The following is a 22,083-nucleotide window of genomic DNA, read 5'->3' on the forward strand; positions in this document are numbered from 1 at the left end:
AAAACAAATAGATTTTGCGTCGTAGCGCAGAATGACAATAAGAAATATGATAACCGGAAAAAACTACATAGGAAACAATTTATCATCCAAAGGAACAAAGCAGTATAACACGTTTAATCCGCAACTCAATATAAAAAATGAGCATGTGTTTACTGAGGCAACTGCAGAAGAAATTGATGAAGCAGTTCATCTCGCAACAGAAGCTTTTAAAGTATTTAGGTCAATCTCAAAAGAAAAAAAAGCAACATTTTTAAACACGATAGCCGATGAAATTTTAGCTCTAGACGATTTTCTGATAAAAACCTATTGTTCAGAATCCGGATTACCTGAAGGCAGAGCGAAAGGAGAACGAGGTAGAACAGTAATGCAATTGCGCATGTTTGCCGATTTAGTAAATGAAGGCTCTTGGGTTGATGCTACAATAGATACAGCATTACCTAATAGAGAACCAGCTCCAAAACCCGATTTACGTAAAATGTATATTCCTTTAGGTCCAGTAGTGGTGTTTGGAGCAAGTAATTTCCCTCTAGCATATTCAACTGCTGGTGGTGATACAGCTGCAGCTTTTGCTGCTGGTTGTCCTGTTATTGTAAAATCGCATCCTATGCATGCAGGAACAGGAGAATTAGTAGCTTCTGCAATAGTAAAAGCAGTTCAAAAAACAGGAATGCCAAACGGAGTGTTTTCAAATTTAAATAGTAGCGGAATTGAAGTTGGTGAACAGTTGGTTAAACATTCAGGAGTTAAAGCAGTAGGCTTCACAGGAAGTATTAATGGCGGAAGAGCATTGTACGATTTAGCTGCTCAACGCGATGAGCCAATTCCTGTGTTTGCTGAAATGGGAAGTATAAACCCTGTTGTGATGCTTCCAAAATCAGTGAAACATAATTATGAGCGTTTAGCAAAAACCTATGCGAGTTCTATCACGTTAGGAACAGGTCAGTTTTGTACCAATCCAGGTTTAATTTTAGGAATTAAAGGTGATGATTTAACCAATTTCATCATTAAATTATCTGAAGAAATTGTAAAAATAGATCCTACTTGTATGCTACATCCTAATATTATTAAGGCTTATGATGCTAAACGACAAAAGGCTGTGAATCAAGATAATTTACATGTAGCTGCTGAATATGCTGAAGACGTTAAAACCAACTATGCTAGACAAACAGTTGCAACGGTTTCTGGAAAAGCATTTATAGATAATCCAACATTGCACCAAGAAGTGTTTGGACCATATTCTTTGGTTGTTGAATGTGAATCTGTAGAAGAATTAGAAGCTATTATTTCAAATTTAGAAGGTCAGCTTACAGGAACATTAATTGCTCACGATGATGAAGCTGCTCAATATCCTGAAATTGTTTCTGCATTACAAAATAGAGTAGGAAGAATCATTTTTAATGGTGTACCAACAGGAGTTGAGGTATGTCCTTCAATGACACATGGTGGTCCATATCCATCATCAACTGATAGTCGTTTTACAGCTGTTGGTATTCATTCTATAAAGCGTTGGGTACGTCCATTTAGTTATCAGGATTGGCCTAATGAATTGCTTCCTGATGAATTGAAAAATGAAAATCCACTTGGGATTTCACGTTTAGTAAATAACAAACAAACCACTGAAAAAATATGAAACGCATAAAACAAATTGCACTTATTGCATTGGTACTATGCTTTGGATGCAACAAAGACCAACAAGTTGAGAAAGCATCAAAATTAGATGAAATCATTAATAGCTATCAAGATCATGAAGGGTATGATTATAGGTCATATCCTTTAGGTCTTTTTACAAAAGAATATTATAAAACCGAAGCTGATTTTGCTCAAAAAACATTAGATGAATTAGCAAAAATTGACACGAGTAGTTTGAGTGAAACTGATAAAATTTCAGCTAAACTTTTAGCATTTGTGCTTCAAGATCAAATTGATTATTACATGTTTGAAGAGTATTTAAACCCAATACTTTCTGATGCAGGTTTTCATAGCAGTTTGACTTATGAGGTAAGACCGCTTGCAAATTATAACCAAGTAAAAGATTATTTAAATAAGCTTAATGCTATTCCAGAATTTGTAAATCAGCATCTGGTAAACTTAAGAGAAGGATTAGAAAAAGGGATTTCGCAACCTCTAGTTATTTTTAAAGGTTATGAATCAACGTATAACGATAATATTGTTGAAAATTTTGAAGACAGTTACTACTACTCACCTTTTAAGAATTTACCTTCAGATTTAAGTGAAACTCAAAAAGACTCTGTGTTAACAGCTGCTAAAACAGCAATCGAAACTAAAGTAACTCCAGAATTTAAACGCATTAAAACTTTTTTTGAAACCGAGTATTTCCCAAAAACTAGAACAACTTTAGGTGTTTCAGAAACGCCAAACGGAAATGAGTTTTATCAAAATAGAATTAACTTTTACACAACGAGTACACAATACACAGCAGACGATATTCACAATATTGGATTAAAAGAAGTCGCTCGTATAAAAGCCGAAATGGAGCAAATCATAAAAGAGTTAAATTTTGAAGGAAGCTTTGCTGACTTCTTTCATTTTTTAAGAACAGACAAGCAGTTTTATGCTGAAACTCCTCAGGAAATTTTAATGATTGCTCGTGATATGGCAAAACGTATTGATGCGCAGTTACCAAGATATTTCAAAACCTTACCTCGTAAACCTTATGGTGTAGCTCCAGTACCAGATGCTATTGCACCAAAATATACAAGTGGTCGTTACATAGGCACTTCTAAAGAAAGCACTAATCCTGGTTATTATTGGGTAAATACTTACGATTTACCTAGTAGAACCTTGTACACCTTGCCAGCATTAACAGCTCATGAGGCAGTTCCTGGTCATCACTTACAAGGGAGCTTAAATAATGAACTAGGAGACAGTATTCCGCAGTTTAGAAAAAATTTATACCTCTCTGCTTATGGAGAAGGTTGGGGATTGTATTCAGAATATTTAGCTGATGAAATGGGTATATACACAACGCCATATGAACAATTTGGAAAATTAACTTACGAAATGTGGCGTGCTTGCCGATTGGTGGTTGATACAGGAATACATGCAAAAGGATGGACGCGAGAGCAAGTAGTGGATTATATGTCATCAAATACTGCATTATCACTACACGAAATTAATACCGAAACTGACAGATACATTTCATGGCCAGGACAAGCACTATCTTATAAAATTGGAGAATTAAAAATAAGAGAACTACGTCAAAAAGCAGAAAAAGAATTAGGTGCTAAGTTTGATATTAGAGCATTTCATGAAATAATTTTAGAACAAGGCACAGTAACCTTGTCAATCCTTGAAGAGCGAGTGAATAATTATATTCAGAAAGTTAAAAATGAATAAAAACACTTTTGTTTGCATTGATGCGCATACCTGCGGAAATCCTGTTAGGCTTATAAAAGAAGGTGGGCCAAAACTTATTGGTAAAACAATGAACGAAAAACGTCAGCATTTTTTAAAAGACTTTGACTGGATACGAAAAGGATTAATGTTTGAACCACGAGGTCACGACATGATGAGTGGTTCAATTTTATACCCACCACACAATCCAGAAAATGATTTTGCCATTTTGTTTATTGAAACTTCAGGATGCTTGCCAATGTGTGGACATGGTACCATAGGAACAATTACCATTGCTATTGAAGAGGGATTGATTACTCCTAAAACACCTGGAAAAATAAAAATGGAAGCTCCTGCTGGTTTGGTAGATATAGAATATCAACAAACAGGTGAAAAAATAGATTGGGTTAAGCTAACTAACGTGAAAAGCTATTTAGCAGCAGAAAATTTATCTGTTGAATGTCCAGAATTAGGCGAAATTAAGTTTGATGTTGCTTACGGAGGAAATTTTTATGCTATAGTTGACCCACAAGATAATTTTTCAGGAGTTCATGATTTTTCAGCGTCAAAAATTATCCAGTACTCACAAGTGGTAAGACAGCGCATTAATGAAAAATATCCTAATCAATTTATACATCCTGAAAATGAAACTATAAAAGATGTCTCACACATGTTGTGGACAGGAAACCCTATTGATGCTAATTCATCAGGTAGAAATGCGGTGTTTTATGGTGATAAAGCTATAGATAGAAGCCCTTGTGGTACAGGAACTTCAGCTAGAATGGCACAATTGTATGCAAAAGGAAAACTGAAGATTGGAGAAGATTTTATTCACGAAAGTTTTATAGGTAGTAAATTTATAGGACGTGTTGAAAAAGAAGCAACTTTAGATAATAAATTAGCCATAATACCAAGTATTCAAGGTTGGGCAAAAATTTATGGACATAATACAATAACTATAGATACTGAAGACGATCCTTATGCGTATGGATTTCAAGTGATTTAAGACTGAAACAATGAAACAATGAAATAATGATGTAATTATGGAAAAGTCAGAATTTGTAGAATCAATAAAGAAAAGAACAAAGCAATTAGCTGTCGATATTATTTTGCTTTATGATGAAATTCAGAAAACTGAAGCAACCAGAGTTATTGGTAGGCAACTTATTCGATCTGCAACTTCCACTGCAGCAAATTATAGAGCTGCTTGTATTTCACGTTCAAAAAAAGAATTTTTCTCGAAAATGTCTATTGTAGTTGAAGAGGCTGACGAGACTTTATTTTGGTTAGAAATTTTAAATGATTCTAATTTAGTTTCTGTTGAACATCTTACACCTTTAATGAACGAAGCGCTTGAAATTGTAAAAATAGTTTCTAAAGCTAGAAAAAGTACAGGAACAATTAATTAATTTTATGAAGCACTATTTCATTAAATCATTAAATCCATGAAGCATTGTATAATAATTGGAGGCGGAATTATTGGTTTATGTTCTGCGTATTATCTTCAAAAAGAAGGTCACCAAGTAACTGTTGTTGATCAATTTGGTATGGACTCAGGAGCTTCTTATGTAAATGCAGGTTATTTGTCACCAAGTCATATTGTTCCACTTTCTGCTCCTGGAGTTATGAAAAAAGGATTGAAATGGATGTTTAATTCGTCAAGTCCGTTATACATTAAACCTAGATTAGAATCTGATTTTCTAAAATGGGTCTTAGCGTTTAATAAGTCGTGTAATGCTAATCATGTTAAAAAAGCAATTCCTGCCATAAAATCTATTTCATTGTTGAGTCAGGATTTGTATGATGATATAAAGCAAGCTGAAAACTTTTCATTTCATTATGAAAAGAAAGGGCTTTTAATGTTGTGTCAAACAGAAAAAATGCTTGAAGAAGAAGTTAAAACAGCACATTTAGCTAAACGAGAAGGGTTAGATGCATCAGAAATTAGTCTTCAAGATCTGAAAACTTTAGAACCCAATGTTAACATAAATGTTAAAGGTGCAACGTATTATAAATGCGATTCGCATACTACACCACATGAGTTTATGGCTGAAATGAAAACATATTTACAAACTGTAGGAGTTCAATTTCTTTTAAATGAAAAAGTAGAAGATTTAACGGTTGACAACGGAAAGATTTCAGAAATAAAAACAAATAAGCAATCTTTAAAGGCAGATGAATTTGTTTTGGCAGCTGGTTCTTGGAGTAATTTGCTTAGTAAAAAATTAGGTTTAAAATTACTGTTACAAGCAGGTAAAGGGTACAGAATCAATACTACTCAGACTACTGGAATACAAATTCCTTCAATATTAACGGAGGCTAAAGTAGCGGTAACTCCTATGAATGGTTTTACGCGTTTTGCAGGTACTATGGAAATAGCAGGAATTAACCATACAATCAACAGCACTCGAGTTGAAGCCATTTCTCAAGCGACAACACGTTTTTATCCTAATGTAGAATTAACTCAACAAGAAAAGCAAAATGCAGCGTGTGGTTTACGACCAGTAACTCCTGATGGGTTACCTTATATAGGAAAATCATCAAAATGCGAAAATCTAACTATTGCAACAGGGCATGCAATGATGGGTTGGAGTATGGGAACAGCAACAGGGAAGTTAGTGTCTGAAATTATTTCAAATCATCCAACTTCGCTAGATGTGAATATTTTTACTCCTGACAGAAGGTTTTAGTAGGTAAAATACTCTAAACGTGTGTTTTGTCGACTTTTCTGCTTTGTAATTTTATCTAGTCTAGCTTTTAAGTAGTTTATCGAAAATCTTTCGGTTTTTTATTTCATTTATAGACATTTACACCATTCCCACCCGATTTTAATAGCACCAGATTTATTGTTTAACCTTATAAAATTATGTTTATGAGTCTTAAAATTACTTGCTACAACAATTTTTTTAAAGTCACTGGTGTACTTGATAGAACTAGTGTAGATGTTTTTCATCATGAATTTAGAAATGTATTCGAAAAGTCTGATGAAATTACCATTAGTATTGAAGGCATTGAAAGTATTGATAGATATGGTGTAAGAGCATTAGCTAAACTCCATAACGAATCTATTACAAGACAAAAACGCTTGTCGATTATTGGTTTTGGATGTAAAGAGTTATACGACCACTTTAAAACTAAAGAAACAGCAGCTTAATTTATAATGCGTTTTTTTGGTGCTTAAAAAAGGCATCAGCTTGTAGTTGCATTAATTCTCGAGCTTTTTTGCGCTTGTATTGATACAACTCGTCTTCCTCAGCAATATCGCTGTAGATTTTATTGTTGATGTCTCTATCTGTTTTTAATAGAACATTTCGTTCGTTAACCTTTTGTTCAACCCAAGTTTTAACAGCAGTTTCAGCATCTTCTAGTTTGAAATCATACTCGCCTTTTGGAGATAATAGTTTTGCAAAAATAGGAGAGGTTTCAATAGCTAAAAACAGCAAAAAGATAAAAAACGAAGGCAGCCAAGGTAGTTTGCCTAAAGCATTTACACGAGCCATTAAACCATCAAAACCATCAATAATAGGTTGTGTGGTTGCAATTTGTGTGTCGTAATTGGTTCTAAGTTGAGTAATTTCAGCTTCAATAGCTTCGATTTTTGTTTTATTATCGGCTTTTAGTTGCTGTAATTCCGCTAGAGCAGTATCATGCTTATCACGTTTTTCTTTGTAAACAGGACCTTTGCCTAGTTTCATGGAACCACTTGTGCCTTCAGCTTCAGTAATGTATGTGTCGTAAAGCGCATTAACTTCAGCTTCTTTGGTGTTGACTTGATTTCTAAGAAACTCAATATTGTTTTCTAATGCTGCAATTTCAGGAGTGTATTGTTCAGCAATTTGATTTTGATTAGCAAGTGTCATGCTATTCTTTTCTTCTAAAAGCACCTGGTTGATTTCCTTTTCAAAAATCTTTAATTCGAGTGGTTTAGAAATAACTATAGCTATAATCACTGCTAAAATTATCCTTGGAGAAGCTTGTATAAGCTCATCAATAATGTTACCTCTTTTTTTAATGGTTGATACTATAAAGCGGTCGAGGTTAAAAATGAGTAATCCCCAAATAAAGCCAAAAGCAACAGCTGTAAAATAATTATCAAAAACGGTATAAAGCGCATAACTAGCTGCAATAAATGCCATTACTGCAGTAAAAAAAACAGTAGCTCCAATACCTGCAAATTTGTTTTGTTCGCCAATAGAACAATTGTCAAGAATATCAGTATCAGAACCAGAACAAATGATGAAGAATTTTTTTAACATAACTGATTCGGTTTTTTGGTTGATGTCTATTAGAACGTAAAAAACACTGAATTGTTACAAAAAAGCCTTGAAAATTCAAGGCTTCAGGTAATTGTAAGTTTTAAGTGAATCAATTTTTAATACTAACAGGTGCTTTTGTAATGTAAACTTTAGCTTGTTTTGAATCAGTCTGTTGTGTGGAAATATTAAGCTCATTATTCTTTTTTAATAAAGCAATGGCTTCGTCTGAAGAAATTGACTTTCCTTCATAATAAAATGCAGCGCCTTTTTTAGCCATGTCAATTATATGATCTAAAGGTGATTTTGGAGGAGGTGGAGGAGGTGGAACGTCTTGATCCCAATTTTTATTGAACTCACTTACAACCTTATTATCTTTATATACTTTTGTTATTTTTTGACCTGGAATTACTTTGTCACCATCAACTTGAGTATCGTTGATTATAGTTCCTTCTTTATTGGTTTCTTGACCATAACGATTATAATATTTAGTGTTTCCATTTTGAGTAACATAATAATGAGTGGAATTATTTATAGTTATAAAACCTGTTTTAACATTAGGGTCTGGAGCAGGTGGAGGTGGAGGTGGAAGCTTTGAGAAATCGGGAAAAGCTTCGGCAGATTCTTTTTGCTCTTTAGACATTTTATTGTACAAATACTTTACCCTTACTGCATCTTTGTGCTTCACAATTGGATATTCACTCTCAGAAATTTGAGAATTGATATGTTTAGCAAGCGTATTGTATTCTTTTAATTCTTCTTTAGTAACTCCTTTAGTGTCTTGCGAACTCTGTTCTAAGATATTTTCAACCTTAACCCAATTGTTAAATGCTTTTTTTTGAGCTGGTAATGGAGGTGTTTGTAGTATGTTATTCTCTTTAAGTTCTTCTTTTGTAAACGTATTGTATATTTTATCAGCTTGCGCTTTTAAAATTTTTAGTTCAGAATTGTCTTCTTGTGAACCCTTTAAGAAATTTTGTATCGCATTAGTATATGCTTCTGATGCTTTTTTATACTGATTTACATTTGCTTTTTGATACGTGTTTTCAAACCCTTTCTTTGTGTATAATGAGTATTGGTAAGGTTGCGGAAACCTATCGCTTCTTGCATTATTGTGAATAAATGAACCTGTATAATGCATAATATCGTTAGCAGAAAGTTTGTTTAGGTTTGAGTTTGGTATAGGCTTTCCATCTAACCAAATGGCAAACTCTTTTTCATTTTTCCAAGATTCAAACTCAGAAGATGTTGGTTGCTTTGGTTGTGTTTTAGAAAGATTGCTATCAGGAATTAAATTACTAGGATATTTATCAACCGATGCACGTTGCTTATCAGTCATTAATTGGTCATAAATAATTACCGCACGTTTATGTTTTTCAGAATAAACAACGTTAGTTGATTTGTATTCATTGATAAAATTACGATACTCTTGCATTTGTTCTTCTGAAGCACCTTTGTTCTCATCTTGTTTTGTGACTTTTGCTTTGAGTTTAGATTTTTCAACTAAAGATTTTGAACCAATAACAGTAGTTAAAAAATAGTCGGTTTTTTTATGCAATTCATTTAATTTGTCCAAAAATTCTTTTGAGCAGTTTTCTGTTTTTAAATCGAAAGTTGTTAGTTCGAAATCCTTCAATGTCCAATTTTTGGTAATTTCGTTTAAGTCATCTACGTATGTATCGATACTAGATTTTTTGTTACCAATGAAAAGCACGTTGTCAACAGCTTTCATCGCTATTGTTTTTTTGTTTTTTTCTTCAATACTTGATCGTGTTAAATTTGTTACTCCAAATTGATCGATCGCTCGAACCTGATTTTCGTATAGTGAGAAGCTTAGTTCTAACCAAGCGGTGCCTTTCAATCCATTTAGAAAAACACCAGATTCATTAGGTTTAATCGTAAAGGCAAATTGGTCGGTTTCTAAAGTTTTGCCTTCAGAAAAACCATAATCGGTAAAAGTGTAACTTCGATTTGTATTGGTGTCCAAAAGTAGTTTACTCCATTTACAACCATTTTCGCATTTAAGGGTTATTGAGTTTTCATTTTTTTCAATTGTAACAAAAAATTGCGATAATTTGTTTTCATAATTGTTTTCATAATTGTTTTCAGTAATTAAAGGTGTAACTTCTTTTACAACCTCTTCTTTTTTACTAAACCCAAAGATTAAAATTGCCAAAAGAGGTAAAACCACTAAGGTTTTAATCCATTTTTTGGTGGATGATGTTTGTGTTTTCATAACTGTAAGTCGTTTTTTGATTGATGAATAATTAATGGCATTGGTAAGTTCGTTACCACCATGTGTTGATGAAAAGGCCAACAATAAATGTTGGTATGTGTTTATTTGAGTACCTTGTTGTAATACGGCTTGGTCAGCTAAGTACTCGTGGTTGAGTTTAATGTCTTTTTTTAAGAAGTATATAATCGGATTAAACCAAAATGCAATTTGTAGAAGTTCAATAAATAATATGTCTAAGCTATGTTTTTGAGTAGCGTGTGTGTGCTCATGTAATAATACTTCTTCTGGTATTTGATTGTTTTCAAACTTGGTTTTGTTTAAAAATATATAGCTTAAAAACGTGTGAGGAATTTCAAGATTATTGATTAAAACATTAATGATATTTTTGCTTTTTAGTTTAGGATTGGTCTTTATTTTTGCGATGAGTTTTGTGAGGTTAACTATAAACTTCACTAAAAATAAAACCACTCCTATTCCATAAATACTCCATAATAGTGTAGGCCAAAAATTGGTGTTTTGTTCAGTAGGTTGAGTGGTTTCAGGATAAAACACAGGCTCTAGTAAAGGAGGTTGAAATGTGCCTAAAGTGTATGTTGGCTCTACATAGGTTGTAATGGTAATAAACGGAATAGTAAACCCTAAAACGGTTGCCAACAATAGGTAGAAACGTTTTAACTGGTGCATGTTTTCACGCTCCAAGATTAACTTGTAAAATAGTAGTAAAACAAGTAAGCAAGCCGATGATTTTAAAATATAATCGAGCATGGTTTTTTTAGTTTGGTTTCTTTTTTATTTCGCTATCAATTAAAGCTTTTAAGTCTTCAAGTTCTTTTTTTGATAAGTTAGTTTCTTTGGTAAAAAACGATGCAAATTGACTTGCGCTATCATTAAAAAAGTTCTTGATTAACCCATTAACATGCTTAGAGAAATAATCTTTCTTTTTTACTAAAGGAAAATATTCTCTAGACTTTCCATAGAGTTTATAATCTACAAATCCTTTATCAATCATACGTTTTAAAAGTGTAGCAACGGTTGTTGTAGCTGGTTTTGGTTCTGGGTAAGCATCAAGCAAATCTTTCATGAAAGCTTTTTCTAACTTCCACAGATGGTTCATTAAATCTTCTTCGGTTTTTGATAAACTCATTATTCTACATGTTTAGAATTAACTCTACAAATGTAGAATAAAAAACAAGATAACCAAATTATCCAAGGCATTATTTTATTAAAATCTATTATATTTGACTAAATTTTACACGAATCCCCAAAATGAAGAAGCTTATTTTTAGTCTGTTAGGTGTTTTTGCATTTGTGCTGGTTACAAGTGCTCAAAACATTTCAGACATTATAAATGAAGTTAATTTAGACTCTCTTCAACTCACCTTAAGAGAATTTTCAGGTGAACAATCGACTGTTGTTAACGGAAATACAGTAACAATTCTTAATAGGCAACAAGCTAATAACGATTTGGCAGCAGACTATTTGGTTCAAAGGTTTGAGCAAATGGACAACATTACTGTAGTAGCTCAACAGTTTGACTCTAACGGTAGAAATGTAATTGCAACTCAAGTAGGAAAAACCAATCCTGACGATATTTATATTATTTGTGCGCATTATGATACGGTTGCCGATTATTGTGCTGATGATAATGCTAGTGGAGTTGCAACTGTACTAGAAATTGCTCGTATTTTATCAACACAATGCTTAGATAATACTATTGTTTATGCACTTTGGGATGAAGAAGAAATAGGCTTACTAGGTGCAAATTATTACGCTACTCAAGCAGCTTCAAATGGTGATAATATCTTGGGTGTTTTAAACATTGATATGATGGGTTATGATGGCAATGATGATAACGATTTTGATATTGATGTTAGAGATTTTGGCAATTCGCTTGCTATGAAAGATGATATTATTGCGGTTTTAGAAGATCCTACCTATGGTTTTACTTTAAATGTTAATGTTGTAAATCCTGGAACAACAGCAAGTGATCATGCTAGGTTTTGGAATCAAGGTTTTACAGCTGTTTTAGTAGGAGAATCTTGGGAAACCAATGACGAAACGCCATTTTACCATTCTTCAAATGATAGGTACAACACGTTAAACTTTCCGTATTATCATGAATTAGCTAAGCTTATTATGGGTTATATGGTTACTAAGGCAAATTTGATTGATGTCGATAATACAATTACGCAAAGCCCAAGTACATTAACTTCTAATGATGCTTCTGCATCTTATCAATGGTATAATTGTGATACAAACACTGCATTGTCAGGTGAAACAGGGCAAACTTTTACACCAACTGTAAATGGTAATTATGCTGTTGAAGTTACCAATGGAAGTTGTTCAGAGTTTAGTATTTGTGTGAGTTTTAATTCGTTGAGTTTAGAACCGTTTTCTAATTCTGAAATAAGTGTTTTTCCAAATCCTGTAAAAAGTAAACTTAATATCGATATTTCTTTTGAAGAATCTTATGAATTTACTCTTTATGATGTTGGAGGTAAATTGCTTTTAAATAAATCAGAAATTATGGGTTCAACAACTTTAAAAACAAAAGATTTGCCTAAAGGAATTTATTTTTTAAAAGTATCGTCTTCTAATAAATCAGGGACTTATAAAATTGTTAAGGAGTAACTTTTTGTAAAAAGCATAAAAAAACCGTTCAAGAAATTGAACGGTTTTTTATTACTATTATTTAGAAAGCTCAGTAAAATACTTATAAAATAAAGGAATAGTTTCGATGCCTTTAAAATAATTCCAAACACCATAATGTTCGTTTGGTGAATGTATAGCATCACTATTTAAACCGAATCCCATTAAAATAGTTTTACTTTTCAGTTCTTGCTCAAAAAGAGAAACAATTGGAATACTTCCACCACTACGTTGAGGTATTGGTGTTTTTCCAAAGGTGTCTTCATAAGCTTTTGAAGCTGCTTGATAACCTATGCTATCAATAGGCGTTACATAGCCTTGTCCACCATGATGAGGTTTCACTTTTACTGTTACTCCTGCTGGAGCTATACTTTCAAAATGAGTCTTAAATAACTGTGTGATGTCTTCCCAATCTTGATGAGGTACTAAACGCATTGATATTTTGGCGTAAGCTTTACTTGCAATTACCGTTTTAGCGCCTTCGCCAGTATAACCTCCCCAAATACCATTAACATCAAGAGTTGGTCGTATTGAGTTGCGTTCGTTTGTAGTATATCCTTCTTCGCCATAAACAGCATCAATGTCTAATGCTTTTTTGTAGTCTTCTAATGAAAAAGGTGCTTTTGCCATTTCAGCACGTTCTGCATCTGATAAATTTTCAACCTTATCATAAAATCCAGGAATTGTAATATGATTGTTTTCATCATGTAAAGAGGCAATCATTTTGGTTAACACATTTATTGGGTTAGCAACAGCTCCTCCATATAAACCAGAGTGTAAGTCTCTGTTAGGTCCAGTAACTTCAACCTCTACGTAGCTTAATCCTCTTAATCCTGTTGTAATAGAAGGTACATCTTTAGCAATCATTCCTGTATCAGAAATTAAAATCACATCATTTTTTAATTTCTCCTGATTGTTTTTAACAAATTTTGAAAGGTTAACGCTACCAACTTCTTCTTCACCTTCAATCATAAATTTCACATTACAAGGCAGCTGATTGGTTTTAGTCATAAACTCCATAGCCTTAACATGCATATACATTTGGCCTTTGTCATCGCAAGCTCCACGCGCAAAAATAGCACCTTCAGGATGAAGTTCGGTTGCTTTTATTACTGGCTCAAAAGGTGGTGAAGTCCACAGCTCAAGAGGGTCTGGTGGTTGTACATCATAATGACCATACACTAAAACGGTAGGTAGGTTTTTATCAATTATTTTTTCGCCATAAACAATTGGGTAACCTTCGGTTTCGCAAACTTCTACATGGTCACATCCAGCAAGCTCTAAGCTGGTTTTAATAGCATCAGCAGTTTTTAAAACATCACTTTTATATGCTGAGTCAGCGCTAATAGAAGGTATTTTGAGTAAATCAATCAACTCATTTAAAAATCGATCTTTATGTTCTTCAATATAAGATTGAATATGTTGCATTTGTTATATTTTTTTGAATTCTCACAAAAATACAAAATCGAGGACGATTTTTTAGTAAATAAAGTTATTTGAATATTGAAACTATTGTTTATATTTGCATCCCGAAACTTCGGAGAATAAATGCAGGCGTGGTGGAATTGGTAGACACGCTAGACTTAGGATCTAGTGCCGCGAGGTGTGAGAGTTCGAGTCTCTCCGCCTGTACAAGACGAGAAAGCTTCAGTTAAATACTGAGGCTTTTTTTATTACATTGATTTTAACTGAAGACTAGAAGACTCTAATCCTTCACCTGAAACGGTAAGCGTAATATCTCCTGCTTCCTTTGTGGATTGTACCAAAACAACAAGCTTTCCACTAAATAGTTTCATGGTTGGTAAATGAAATTGCTCCAATGAGGTAGCATCTCCATTACAAGCTGCTCGATACCTTCCATTGCCTGTTACTTCAAATTTTAACTGATTAGTTGCTGTTGGACAAGGAATCCCGTTTTCATCAACAACTGAAACGGTTACAAAGGCAAGGTCTTCGCCATTGGCTTTTAAAGTTGTGGTGTCAGATTCTAAAACTAGTTGATGTGGTTTGCCTGAAGTTTTAATCTCTTTTTCAGCAACTGGATTTCCGTTATCATCTAAAGCGATCACTTTTAAAGTTCCAGGTTCATAATTTACGTCCATCCACATTAATCGATAACGATGTTGTGGTGAACTGTTATTTTTAGTTTGAATACCCAAACTTTTTCCGTTCAGAAATAATTCAGCGCTGTTGTAATTGGTATAAACAAAAACAGGTGTGGTTTCACCTTCGCGACCTTCCCAATTCCAATGTGGTAAGATGTGTAAGGTTTCGTCTTTGGTATTCCATCTGCTTCGGTACAAATAGTAACGGTCTTTTGGTAAGCCTGCTAAATCATTAATTCCAAAATATGAACTACGTGATGGCCACACTTCGTCATAAGGTGTTGGTTCACCTAAATAATCAAAACCAGTCCAAACAAATTCACCTAAAACCCAAGGTTTGTCGTCTTGTAATATAAAATCGTCTTCTGGAAGGTTAGACCAGCTGCAATATTCCAAATCATAAGAAGACGATTGGTAATCGTCATGTTGTATCATACTACCTTTTTCAACAGGGAAATGGTAAATACCACGAGAGCTTACGGTTGAAGCTGTCTCAGAACCTAGAATAAACCCTTGCGGAAAACGCTCGTAAGCTTCTTCATATAAATGCACACGATAGTTTAGTCCTGGAATGTCCATGATGGCGCCAAATCCAGATTCCATAACCGCTTTTACTTGGTCCATACCTACAGTAACAGGTCGTGTTGGGTCTTCACGATGGAAAATGTCTTGTAGCCATTTGGCACGTTTTACACCTTCACTTCCCCATTGGTCTGGAACTTCATTTCCAGAACTCCACATCACAATAGAGGGATGATTTCTTGTAGCGCGCACTAAATTGACCACGTCTTTTTCAGCATAATCATCAAAATAGAGGTTGTAACCATTTTCTACTTTTGGTTTTTTCCATTCGTCAAAGCTTTCGGCTAAAAATAGAAATCCCATTTCGTCACACAATTCCAGTTGTTCAAACGATGGCATATTGTGGGAACTCCTAATAGCATTTGCTCCCATATCTTTTAATATTTCTAACTGACGTCTTAAAGCTGAGGTGTTGACTGCTGTTCCTAAAGGGCCTAAATCATGATGTAAACAAACTCCTTTAAACTTGGTTGGTTTTCCGTTAAGAGAAAAACCAGTATTTCGGTCGTAGTTGATGTCACGAATACCAAATTTGGTAGTGACTTCATCCTTTAAAGTATTGCCCACATACAATTTTGAAATAGCTTTATATAGATAAGGATTTTCAGTATCCCACAGTTTTGGGTTTTTTACGGCAATGTTTTGTTCGAATTGGTTACCGAAACGCGTAGTAGTTTCATTTGAAACAACTTCATTGCCTTCGGCATCAAAAATAGTGGTAACTAGTTTTAGATTATCTCCTGTGACTTTGGTCTTAACATTTACTTGAGCAACCTCTTCATTAATATTTGGCGTTGTAATGAAGGTTCCCCATTGGTCAATACTTTCTTGATTTTTTACAATAACACGTACATTTCTGTATAAGCCAGCTCCAGGATACCATCTTGAAGATTTTCCTTTGTTGTTGAGCTTTACTGAAAGTGAATTGTTTGTAGCTTGTACGTGTTCAGAAATATCAAAATAGAAATAGGCGTAACCATATTTCCATTCGCCAACTTTTTTACCGTTTACAAACACTTCGGGTTCGCTCATAGCACCTTCAAACAAAATCAAAACCTTTTTACTTTTATCATAATTAGGAACATCAAAGGTATTTCTGTACCAAGCTTCACCAATGTAAGGCAAAGCTCCTGTTCGTCCTGTTTTTTCTGTGGCTACTTCTTCACCATTTTGGGTAATGGCTACTACTTGCTTGTCAATTTCTTTGTCAAACGGTCCGTAAATAGCCCAATCGTGTGGTATGTTTATGGTTTCCCAATTGGCATCATCAAAATCGATTGAAGAAGCATCAGGAAAACTACCTTTTTGGAATTTCCAGCCTTCTTTTAAAGTAATAATTTCACGAGTGGAAGACTCCTTTTTAGTTTTTGAACAGCTTAAAATTATGATTGATAAGAAAAGAAGAAGTGCTTTAGTTTTCATGTTTAATTGCCTTGTGAACCGTTATAAAATTGCATGCCTAAAGTAGCTTGATAATTATGATCAAAAAGTGTAGCGTTGTCCCAATGAGAACCTTGAGCCCATTGCGTGGAGCAGCTAGTAGATACCCAAGCAGGTTCCCAATACACAATACCTTCTCCACCTGCATTTTCTACGATGCTTTTGAGTTGATTTAAATAGCCTAATTGACCTTGTTGAGTAGCAGGATAACTAGAAACTAAAGCGTCGTTTCCAAGAATGTTATTAGCGCTATCGGCATTTTCCATAGTAAATGGATAAGCAGTTTCAACAATCATTAAACGTTTGTTGTAGGTGTTGATTAATGTGCTTAGGGCAGAACCCACGTTGGTTAAGTTGTAATCGCTCCATATTGGATAATAGGAAAGCCCAATCCATTCATAATCAGTTACACCTGCATTAGTTGCTTGTTCAAACCACCACAAACCATTTTCAGGTTGAGCAATGTGAAGCATGATTTCAATGTCTTTATTTTTGGTAATAGAAATATCCCTAACTGCTTCAATGCCTTTATTTATCAAATGCGAATTTCTAGCCCAATCTATAGGCCAAACGAGTTCACCTTGTTGTAAAATCATACCATTTATTTCATTGCCTACTTGTACTATTTCTGGTAATAAGTTGTCGTTAGATAGTGTTTCTAAAGTATCATAAGTATATTCATAGAGTAAATTACCCAAAGCTTCTGTGTTGTCCATTTCATTTATCCAAGCTGCTGGAATTTCCTGGGTACTTGGATCTGCCCAAGTATCGGAATAATGAAAATCTAAGAGTACATCCATTCCTTTTGCTTTAGCACGTTGTATGGTTTCTTTTACATCCTGAAAATTGGAATAATTAGTCCAAGTTGGATTGTGCCATAAACGCACACGCACCAAGTTTGTTCCTGCTTCTTGAAAAATAGTAAAGGGATCTTTAGTAACTCCGTTTGCATCTTTGTATGTCGCTCCACAATCTTCCATTTCGTTTAGGTAAGATAAATCTGCACCATAATAAAAACTATCTTCAATAGGAGCTGCATCGTCATCAGTAGGGTCTTGATTAGTATTGTTAGTATCAGACGAACACGCTAAAGCTGAAAACAAGAGTAAATTGAGTAAGTATATAAGTTTTGTTAATTTCATAATTATCAATCAGTTTGATGATTAAAACATTTAAAAATATTGTTGTTTGATGCGAATTTAAAAATTATTTCTTTAAAACCCTACCGGTACCTACCAGTTTTTGTATCTTTGTCACATGAGTATTATTTCAGTTTCAGAACAAATTGGAGCGCCAAAGTATAAGCAAATTATAACTTCAATTGAAGATGGTCTAACTAGTGGGTTGCTCAAAAAAGGAGATAAACTGCCTTCTATTAATAGCATTAGAAATAAGTTTTCATTGTCTAGGGATACTGTTTTAATGGCTTTTAATGAATTGAAAATGCGAGGAATTGTTGAGTCAGTTTCAGGTAAAGGTTATTACATAAAAAGTGAAAATATAGATGTGAAACGAAAAGTATTTCTGCTTTTTGATGAACTTAATGCGTTTAAGGAAGATTTATATAATGCTTTTTTAGAGGAATTAAATGATAACATTCAAGTAGATATTTTTTTTCACCATTTTAGTTTTGATGTTTTCCAAAAGCATATTTATGATAGTATAGGAAATTATAATTACTATGTAATTATGCCTGCAAATATGAGTCAAACCCAAATGGTAATTGACAAACTTCCAGAAGATAAAGTTTATATTCTAGACCAAATGCCAGAAGAATTACAACACTATCCATCTATTTACCAAAATTTTGAAAATGACATTTTTAAGAGTCTAAATGACGCATTTCACTTAATTAAAAAGTATGAAAAAGTGGTGTTGTTATTTCCAAATTTAAAACAGCCTAAAGGCATGTTAAATGGTTTTCAAAAATTTAGAAAGTCTATTGATTTTCCGTGCGAAGTTATTGATTCGTTAGACAATAGAATACCTAAAAAAGGAGAAGTGTATCTAGTTTTAGACGATTATGATTTAATACTTCTGATAAAAAAAATAAAAGAGCAACAATTAAAAACAGGAAATGATATAGGCATTATTTCATATAATGATACGCTTTTAAAAGAAGTGGTAGATGGAGGAATAACAACTATTTCAACTGATTTTAAAGCCATGGGAAAGCGATTAGCTCAAATGTTGATGAAAGAAGAAAAGCAAAATATTGAAAACCCAAATACACTTATTATAAGACATTCATTGTAATATTTTAAACGCTAATGAATCCAAAGTTAACAGCAGAAATCGTAAAAAGATTTCAAGATAAATTTAAAACTCAACCTTTAGTGTTGCATTCACCTGGACGCATAAATTTAATTGGTGAACATACCGATTATAACGAAGGATTTGTGTTTCCTGCCGCAATAAACAAAGGTATTGTTGGAGCAATACAAAAAGCTGAAAAACCATATTGCACTGTAATAGCTAATGATTTAGACGAGGAGTACGAATTTTCATTAAACACAATCAAGCCAATTGCTAATGGTCAATGGCGAAATTTTGTTGTAGGTGTTGTAGGCGAATTACAAAAGAGAGGTGTAGAACTAGAACCTTTCAATTTTGTGTTTGGTGGTGATATCCCAAAAGGAGCTGGTTTGTCATCTTCAGCAGCTTTAGAAAACAGTGTGATTTTTGGGTTAAATGAATTGTTTAATCTTGGGTTGTCTAAAAAGGAAATGATTGAAATTTCCCAAAAAGCTGAGCATAATTACGTTGGTGTACGATGTGGTATTATGGACCAATATGCGAGCATGTTTGGTGAAAAGGATAGAGCATTATTACTTGATTGCAGAACACTAAAAGCAAAAACATATCCATTAGAGTTTAAGGATTATCAGGTTATGCTTATCAATACTAATGTGAGTCATAATTTGGTAGATGCCGAATACAATGATCGAAGAGACGTATGCGAGAAAGTAGCAAAATTGCTAAGTGTAAATTTTTTAAGAGATGCTACTGAAGCCATGCTTAACAGCATTAAGTATCAACTTTCTGAAGATGAATATCAAAAAGCTTTATACATCATCCAAGAAAATGAACGCGTTTTGAAAGCAGGAAAAATGCTTGAAGAAAAAAATGTTTTGGGTTTTGGAAAACTGCTTTTTGAGGCGCACTATGGTGCACAACATCAATTTAAAATTAGTTGTAAAGAATTAGATTTTTTAGTTGATGAAGCTCGAAATAATCCTCTTGTAATTGGAGCAAGAATGATGGGTGGAGGCTTTGGTGGTTGTACTATCAACTTTGTTAAAACTGAAGCTGTAAAGTCGTTTTCAGATGATATTTCTAAAAAATATAGAAAAACTTTTAAGAAAGAATGCTCCATCTATTTTGTCAAACTATCTCAAGGCACACATTTTACTAATAATTAATAGCTATGGAAAATACACAAGAATATTCACACAAACGCTTTAATCCATTAACAGGTGAATGGGTTTTGGTGTCTCCACATCGAGCAAAACGGCCTTGGCAAGGACAGGAGGAAGATGCAAATCAAGAGACAAGACCAACACATGATCCTGATTGTTATTTGTGTTCTGGAAATACAAGAGCTAATGGAGAAAAAAATCCAGACTATGAAGATGTGTTTGTATTTGTTAATGATTTTTCGGCACTTCAAAAAGATTCTAAACAATTCTCACTCAACGACGGATTGATAAAAGCCGAAGCAGAACAAGGTATTTGCAAAGTAATTTGTTTTAGCCCTGACCATTCCAAGTCCTTAGCAGATATGAATGTAAAGGATATTCAAAAAGTAATTCATACTTGGCAAAGTGAATTTACGTCTTTAGGGAAGCAATCTAATATTAATTATGTGCAAATTTTTGAAAATAAAGGTGCGGTAATGGGCTGTAGCAATCCGCATCCGCATGGTCAAATTTGGAGTCAATCTACTTTGCCAAATGAGGTTTCAAAAAAAGATATTCATCAAAAAACTTACTACAAACAAAACAATAATACTTTACTGCAGGATTATTTAAAACAAGAATTAAAACTTAAAGAGCGAATAGTTTTCGAAAATAGAGCCTTTGTGGTTTTGGTACCTTTTTGGGCTATTTGGCCTTATGAAGCAATGATAGTGCCTAAGCAACCTCAAAAAGATATTATTGAGTTGCCTAGAGAAGAAACTATTTTGTTTGCTGAAGCTATTTCGGTATTGACCAAAATTTATGATAAACTGTTTAATACCTCGTTTCCATATTCAAGCGGAATACACCAAGCACCAACTAACAATGAAAATAATGAGCATTGGCATTGGCACATGAGTTTTTATCCGCCTTTATTACGAAGCGCAACCGTAAAAAAGTTTATGGTAGGTTATGAAATGTTTGGTATGGCACAACGCGACATTACACCAGAAACCGCTGCTCAAACACTTAAACATTTGGCAGATAATTTATATACTGCAAAACATTTTTAGCATAAAAATAAAAAGCTTTCCAAGTTTAATGGAAAGCTTTTAAGGCTAATTCAAATTACTATTATATCAATTAAAGTTTTACAAGTTTTGATGTAATGGACTCACCGTTTTCGTTTTCTATTTTTACTAAATACATACCTTGAGTTAAACTCGAAATATCATAGCTGTCATTTTTAGTAAACTCACCAGTAAATGATTTTACTAGTTTTCCAGTAATATCATAGATATGAAGTCCATTTAATGATTTATTAGTTTTGAAAGAATCATTAACTGGGTTTGGATGTAATTTAATAGGAAAAACATTTACATCATTTATACTTAAGGTTGAAGCATAAGTGTACTCAGTAACAGGTTTCCAGTAAATATTGGCATTTGCGGTTCCATTCCAGTCATCAGCAAAATAAACAGAATAACCAGTAATATCAGTATTATTTAATGTGATATTAAAAACTTCAGCACCATCGTTTATTGATACTGTCATAGTATTGGCAGAATTTAAAGTAAACTGAAATTTAAAATCAGCATAATTTGTAGAACCTCCAATTGAAGAAGCGTTTATTGTACCGCCATTTGAAACAACTTCCCATGGATCATTTGCTCCACTGTTTCCATTTAAGTTTACCTGAACAGCATAGTTACTCACTCTATCGTCCCAAGATGATGTTGAAGGATTCGATAGTAGAGCAACTCCAATTTGTCCATAAGACGCTTGGGTAGCAGAAATAGTAATTGTAAAGCTATCACCAACAGCCATTGTAGAAGGTGTTCCTCCAGGTAGACCAGTTTCAGTAAATGATCTCCAAGCTACTGATTGTTTTGCTCCGCCACCATTAGCCCACATACCAAACTCATCAGAGTTTTGGTTAAAATGTCCGCCACTATCAGAAAAAAACGCGTTATAGTTTTCTGCCTGTTGAGGATACTGAACTGTAGTTTGAGAAAACAAACCAAATGATAAAAAGCTTAAAGCTAAAGTATAAAGTTTCTTCATGA

General features: G+C 33.7%; 17 protein-coding genes and 1 tRNA gene. 11 read left to right on the top strand and 7 right to left on the bottom strand.

Features of this window, described 5'->3' with window-relative positions; translation table 11 throughout:
• The first annotated feature begins 46 nt into the window (after positions 1–46).
• From A8975_RS02410 to A8975_RS02435, 6 genes are all read left to right on the top strand, one after another.
• Entirely contained in the window at positions 47–1,630 is a 1,584-nt protein-coding gene (locus A8975_RS02410; protein ID WP_134198545.1) for an aldehyde dehydrogenase (NADP(+)), read from the top strand.
• Complete coding sequence (locus tag A8975_RS02415; RefSeq protein ID WP_134198546.1) at positions 1,627–3,357, top strand: DUF885 domain-containing protein; 1,731 nt, start codon at positions 1,627–1,629, stop codon at positions 3,355–3,357. Before A8975_RS02410 ends, A8975_RS02415 begins: the two co-directional genes overlap by 4 nt.
• Positions 3,350–4,360 carry a 4-hydroxyproline epimerase gene (locus A8975_RS02420; RefSeq protein ID WP_134198547.1) on the top strand — a complete coding sequence of 337 codons (1,011 nt, stop codon included), beginning with the start codon at positions 3,350–3,352 and terminating at the stop codon, positions 4,358–4,360. The genes A8975_RS02415 and A8975_RS02420 overlap by 8 nt, the downstream gene beginning before the upstream one ends.
• 37 nt (positions 4,361–4,397) lie before the next feature.
• Positions 4,398–4,763 carry a four helix bundle protein gene (locus A8975_RS02425; RefSeq protein WP_134198548.1) on the top strand — a complete coding sequence of 122 codons (366 nt, stop codon included), beginning with the start codon at positions 4,398–4,400 and terminating at the stop codon, positions 4,761–4,763.
• 36 nt (positions 4,764–4,799) lie between these two features.
• Positions 4,800–6,044 (top strand): NAD(P)/FAD-dependent oxidoreductase, encoded by a 1,245-nt coding sequence (locus A8975_RS02430; protein ID WP_134198549.1) that lies wholly within the window; start codon positions 4,800–4,802, stop codon positions 6,042–6,044.
• Between the two features lie 182 nt (positions 6,045–6,226).
• Positions 6,227–6,508, top strand: coding sequence for an STAS domain-containing protein (locus A8975_RS02435; RefSeq protein ID WP_134198550.1), 282 nt, complete (start codon positions 6,227–6,229; stop codon positions 6,506–6,508).
• 1 nt (position 6,509) lies between these two features.
• On the opposite strand, the gene A8975_RS02440 is transcribed toward A8975_RS02435, so the two are convergent.
• The 3 genes from A8975_RS02440 to A8975_RS02450 form a co-directional block, all read right to left on the bottom strand.
• Entirely contained in the window at positions 6,510–7,610 is a 1,101-nt protein-coding gene (locus A8975_RS02440) for a DUF4407 domain-containing protein (RefSeq protein ID WP_134198551.1), read from the bottom strand.
• A gap of 109 nt (positions 7,611–7,719) precedes the next feature.
• On the bottom strand, positions 7,720–10,608 hold the full coding sequence (locus A8975_RS02445) for a M56 family metallopeptidase (RefSeq protein ID WP_134198552.1): 2,889 nt from the start codon (positions 10,606–10,608) through the stop codon (positions 7,720–7,722).
• A gap of 7 nt (positions 10,609–10,615) precedes the next feature.
• Positions 10,616–10,987: a BlaI/MecI/CopY family transcriptional regulator gene (locus A8975_RS02450; RefSeq protein ID WP_129759462.1), complete on the bottom strand. Its 372-nt coding sequence runs from the start codon at positions 10,985–10,987 to the stop codon at positions 10,616–10,618.
• Positions 10,988–11,109: 122 nt separating this feature from the next.
• On the opposite strand from A8975_RS02450, the gene A8975_RS02455 reads away from it, so the two are divergent.
• Positions 11,110–12,474: a M28 family peptidase gene (locus A8975_RS02455; RefSeq protein WP_134198553.1), complete on the top strand. Its 1,365-nt coding sequence runs from the start codon at positions 11,110–11,112 to the stop codon at positions 12,472–12,474.
• Between the two features lie 57 nt (positions 12,475–12,531).
• Here the strand turns inward: A8975_RS02455 and A8975_RS02460 are convergent, their stop codons facing one another.
• Complete coding sequence (locus tag A8975_RS02460; protein WP_134198554.1) at positions 12,532–13,920, bottom strand: dipeptidase; 1,389 nt, start codon at positions 13,918–13,920, stop codon at positions 12,532–12,534.
• A gap of 122 nt (positions 13,921–14,042) precedes the next feature.
• On the opposite strand from A8975_RS02460, the gene A8975_RS02465 reads away from it, so the two are divergent.
• Positions 14,043–14,124 (top strand) — tRNA-Leu (locus A8975_RS02465).
• Between the two features lie 41 nt (positions 14,125–14,165).
• On the opposite strand, the gene A8975_RS02470 is transcribed toward A8975_RS02465, so the two are convergent.
• Together A8975_RS02470 and A8975_RS02475 are read right to left on the bottom strand one after the other, a co-directional pair.
• Positions 14,166–16,601 (bottom strand): glycoside hydrolase family 2 TIM barrel-domain containing protein, encoded by a 2,436-nt coding sequence (locus A8975_RS02470; protein WP_134198555.1) that lies wholly within the window; start codon positions 16,599–16,601, stop codon positions 14,166–14,168.
• A 2-nt stretch (positions 16,602–16,603) separates the two neighbouring features.
• Positions 16,604–17,761 (bottom strand): arabinogalactan endo-beta-1,4-galactanase, encoded by a 1,158-nt coding sequence (locus A8975_RS02475; protein WP_134198556.1) that lies wholly within the window; start codon positions 17,759–17,761, stop codon positions 16,604–16,606.
• Positions 17,762–17,876: 115 nt separating this feature from the next.
• Here A8975_RS02475 and A8975_RS02480 point away from each other — a divergent pair, with 115 nt between their 5' ends.
• From A8975_RS02480 to A8975_RS02490, 3 genes are read left to right on the top strand one after another with little or no spacing between them, the layout of a single operon-like run.
• Positions 17,877–18,875: a winged helix-turn-helix domain-containing protein gene (locus tag A8975_RS02480; RefSeq protein WP_134198557.1), complete on the top strand. Its 999-nt coding sequence runs from the start codon at positions 17,877–17,879 to the stop codon at positions 18,873–18,875.
• A 14-nt stretch (positions 18,876–18,889) separates the two neighbouring features.
• Positions 18,890–20,041 (top strand): galactokinase, encoded by a 1,152-nt coding sequence (galK, locus tag A8975_RS02485; RefSeq protein ID WP_134198558.1) that lies wholly within the window; start codon positions 18,890–18,892, stop codon positions 20,039–20,041.
• 5 nt (positions 20,042–20,046) lie between these two features.
• Positions 20,047–21,090 carry a UDP-glucose--hexose-1-phosphate uridylyltransferase gene (locus tag A8975_RS02490; protein ID WP_134198559.1) on the top strand — a complete coding sequence of 348 codons (1,044 nt, stop codon included), beginning with the start codon at positions 20,047–20,049 and terminating at the stop codon, positions 21,088–21,090.
• Positions 21,091–21,160: 70 nt separating this feature from the next.
• Here the strand turns inward: A8975_RS02490 and A8975_RS02495 are convergent, their stop codons facing one another.
• Positions 21,161–22,081: a T9SS type A sorting domain-containing protein gene (locus A8975_RS02495; protein ID WP_134198560.1), complete on the bottom strand. Its 921-nt coding sequence runs from the start codon at positions 22,079–22,081 to the stop codon at positions 21,161–21,163.
• Between the last annotated feature and the right edge of the window lie 2 nt (positions 22,082–22,083).

Origin of the sequence: Meridianimaribacter flavus, assembly GCF_004366715.1 — a bacterium.
Classification (GTDB): Bacteria; Bacteroidota; Bacteroidia; order Flavobacteriales; family Flavobacteriaceae; genus Gaetbulibacter_B; species Gaetbulibacter_B jejuensis.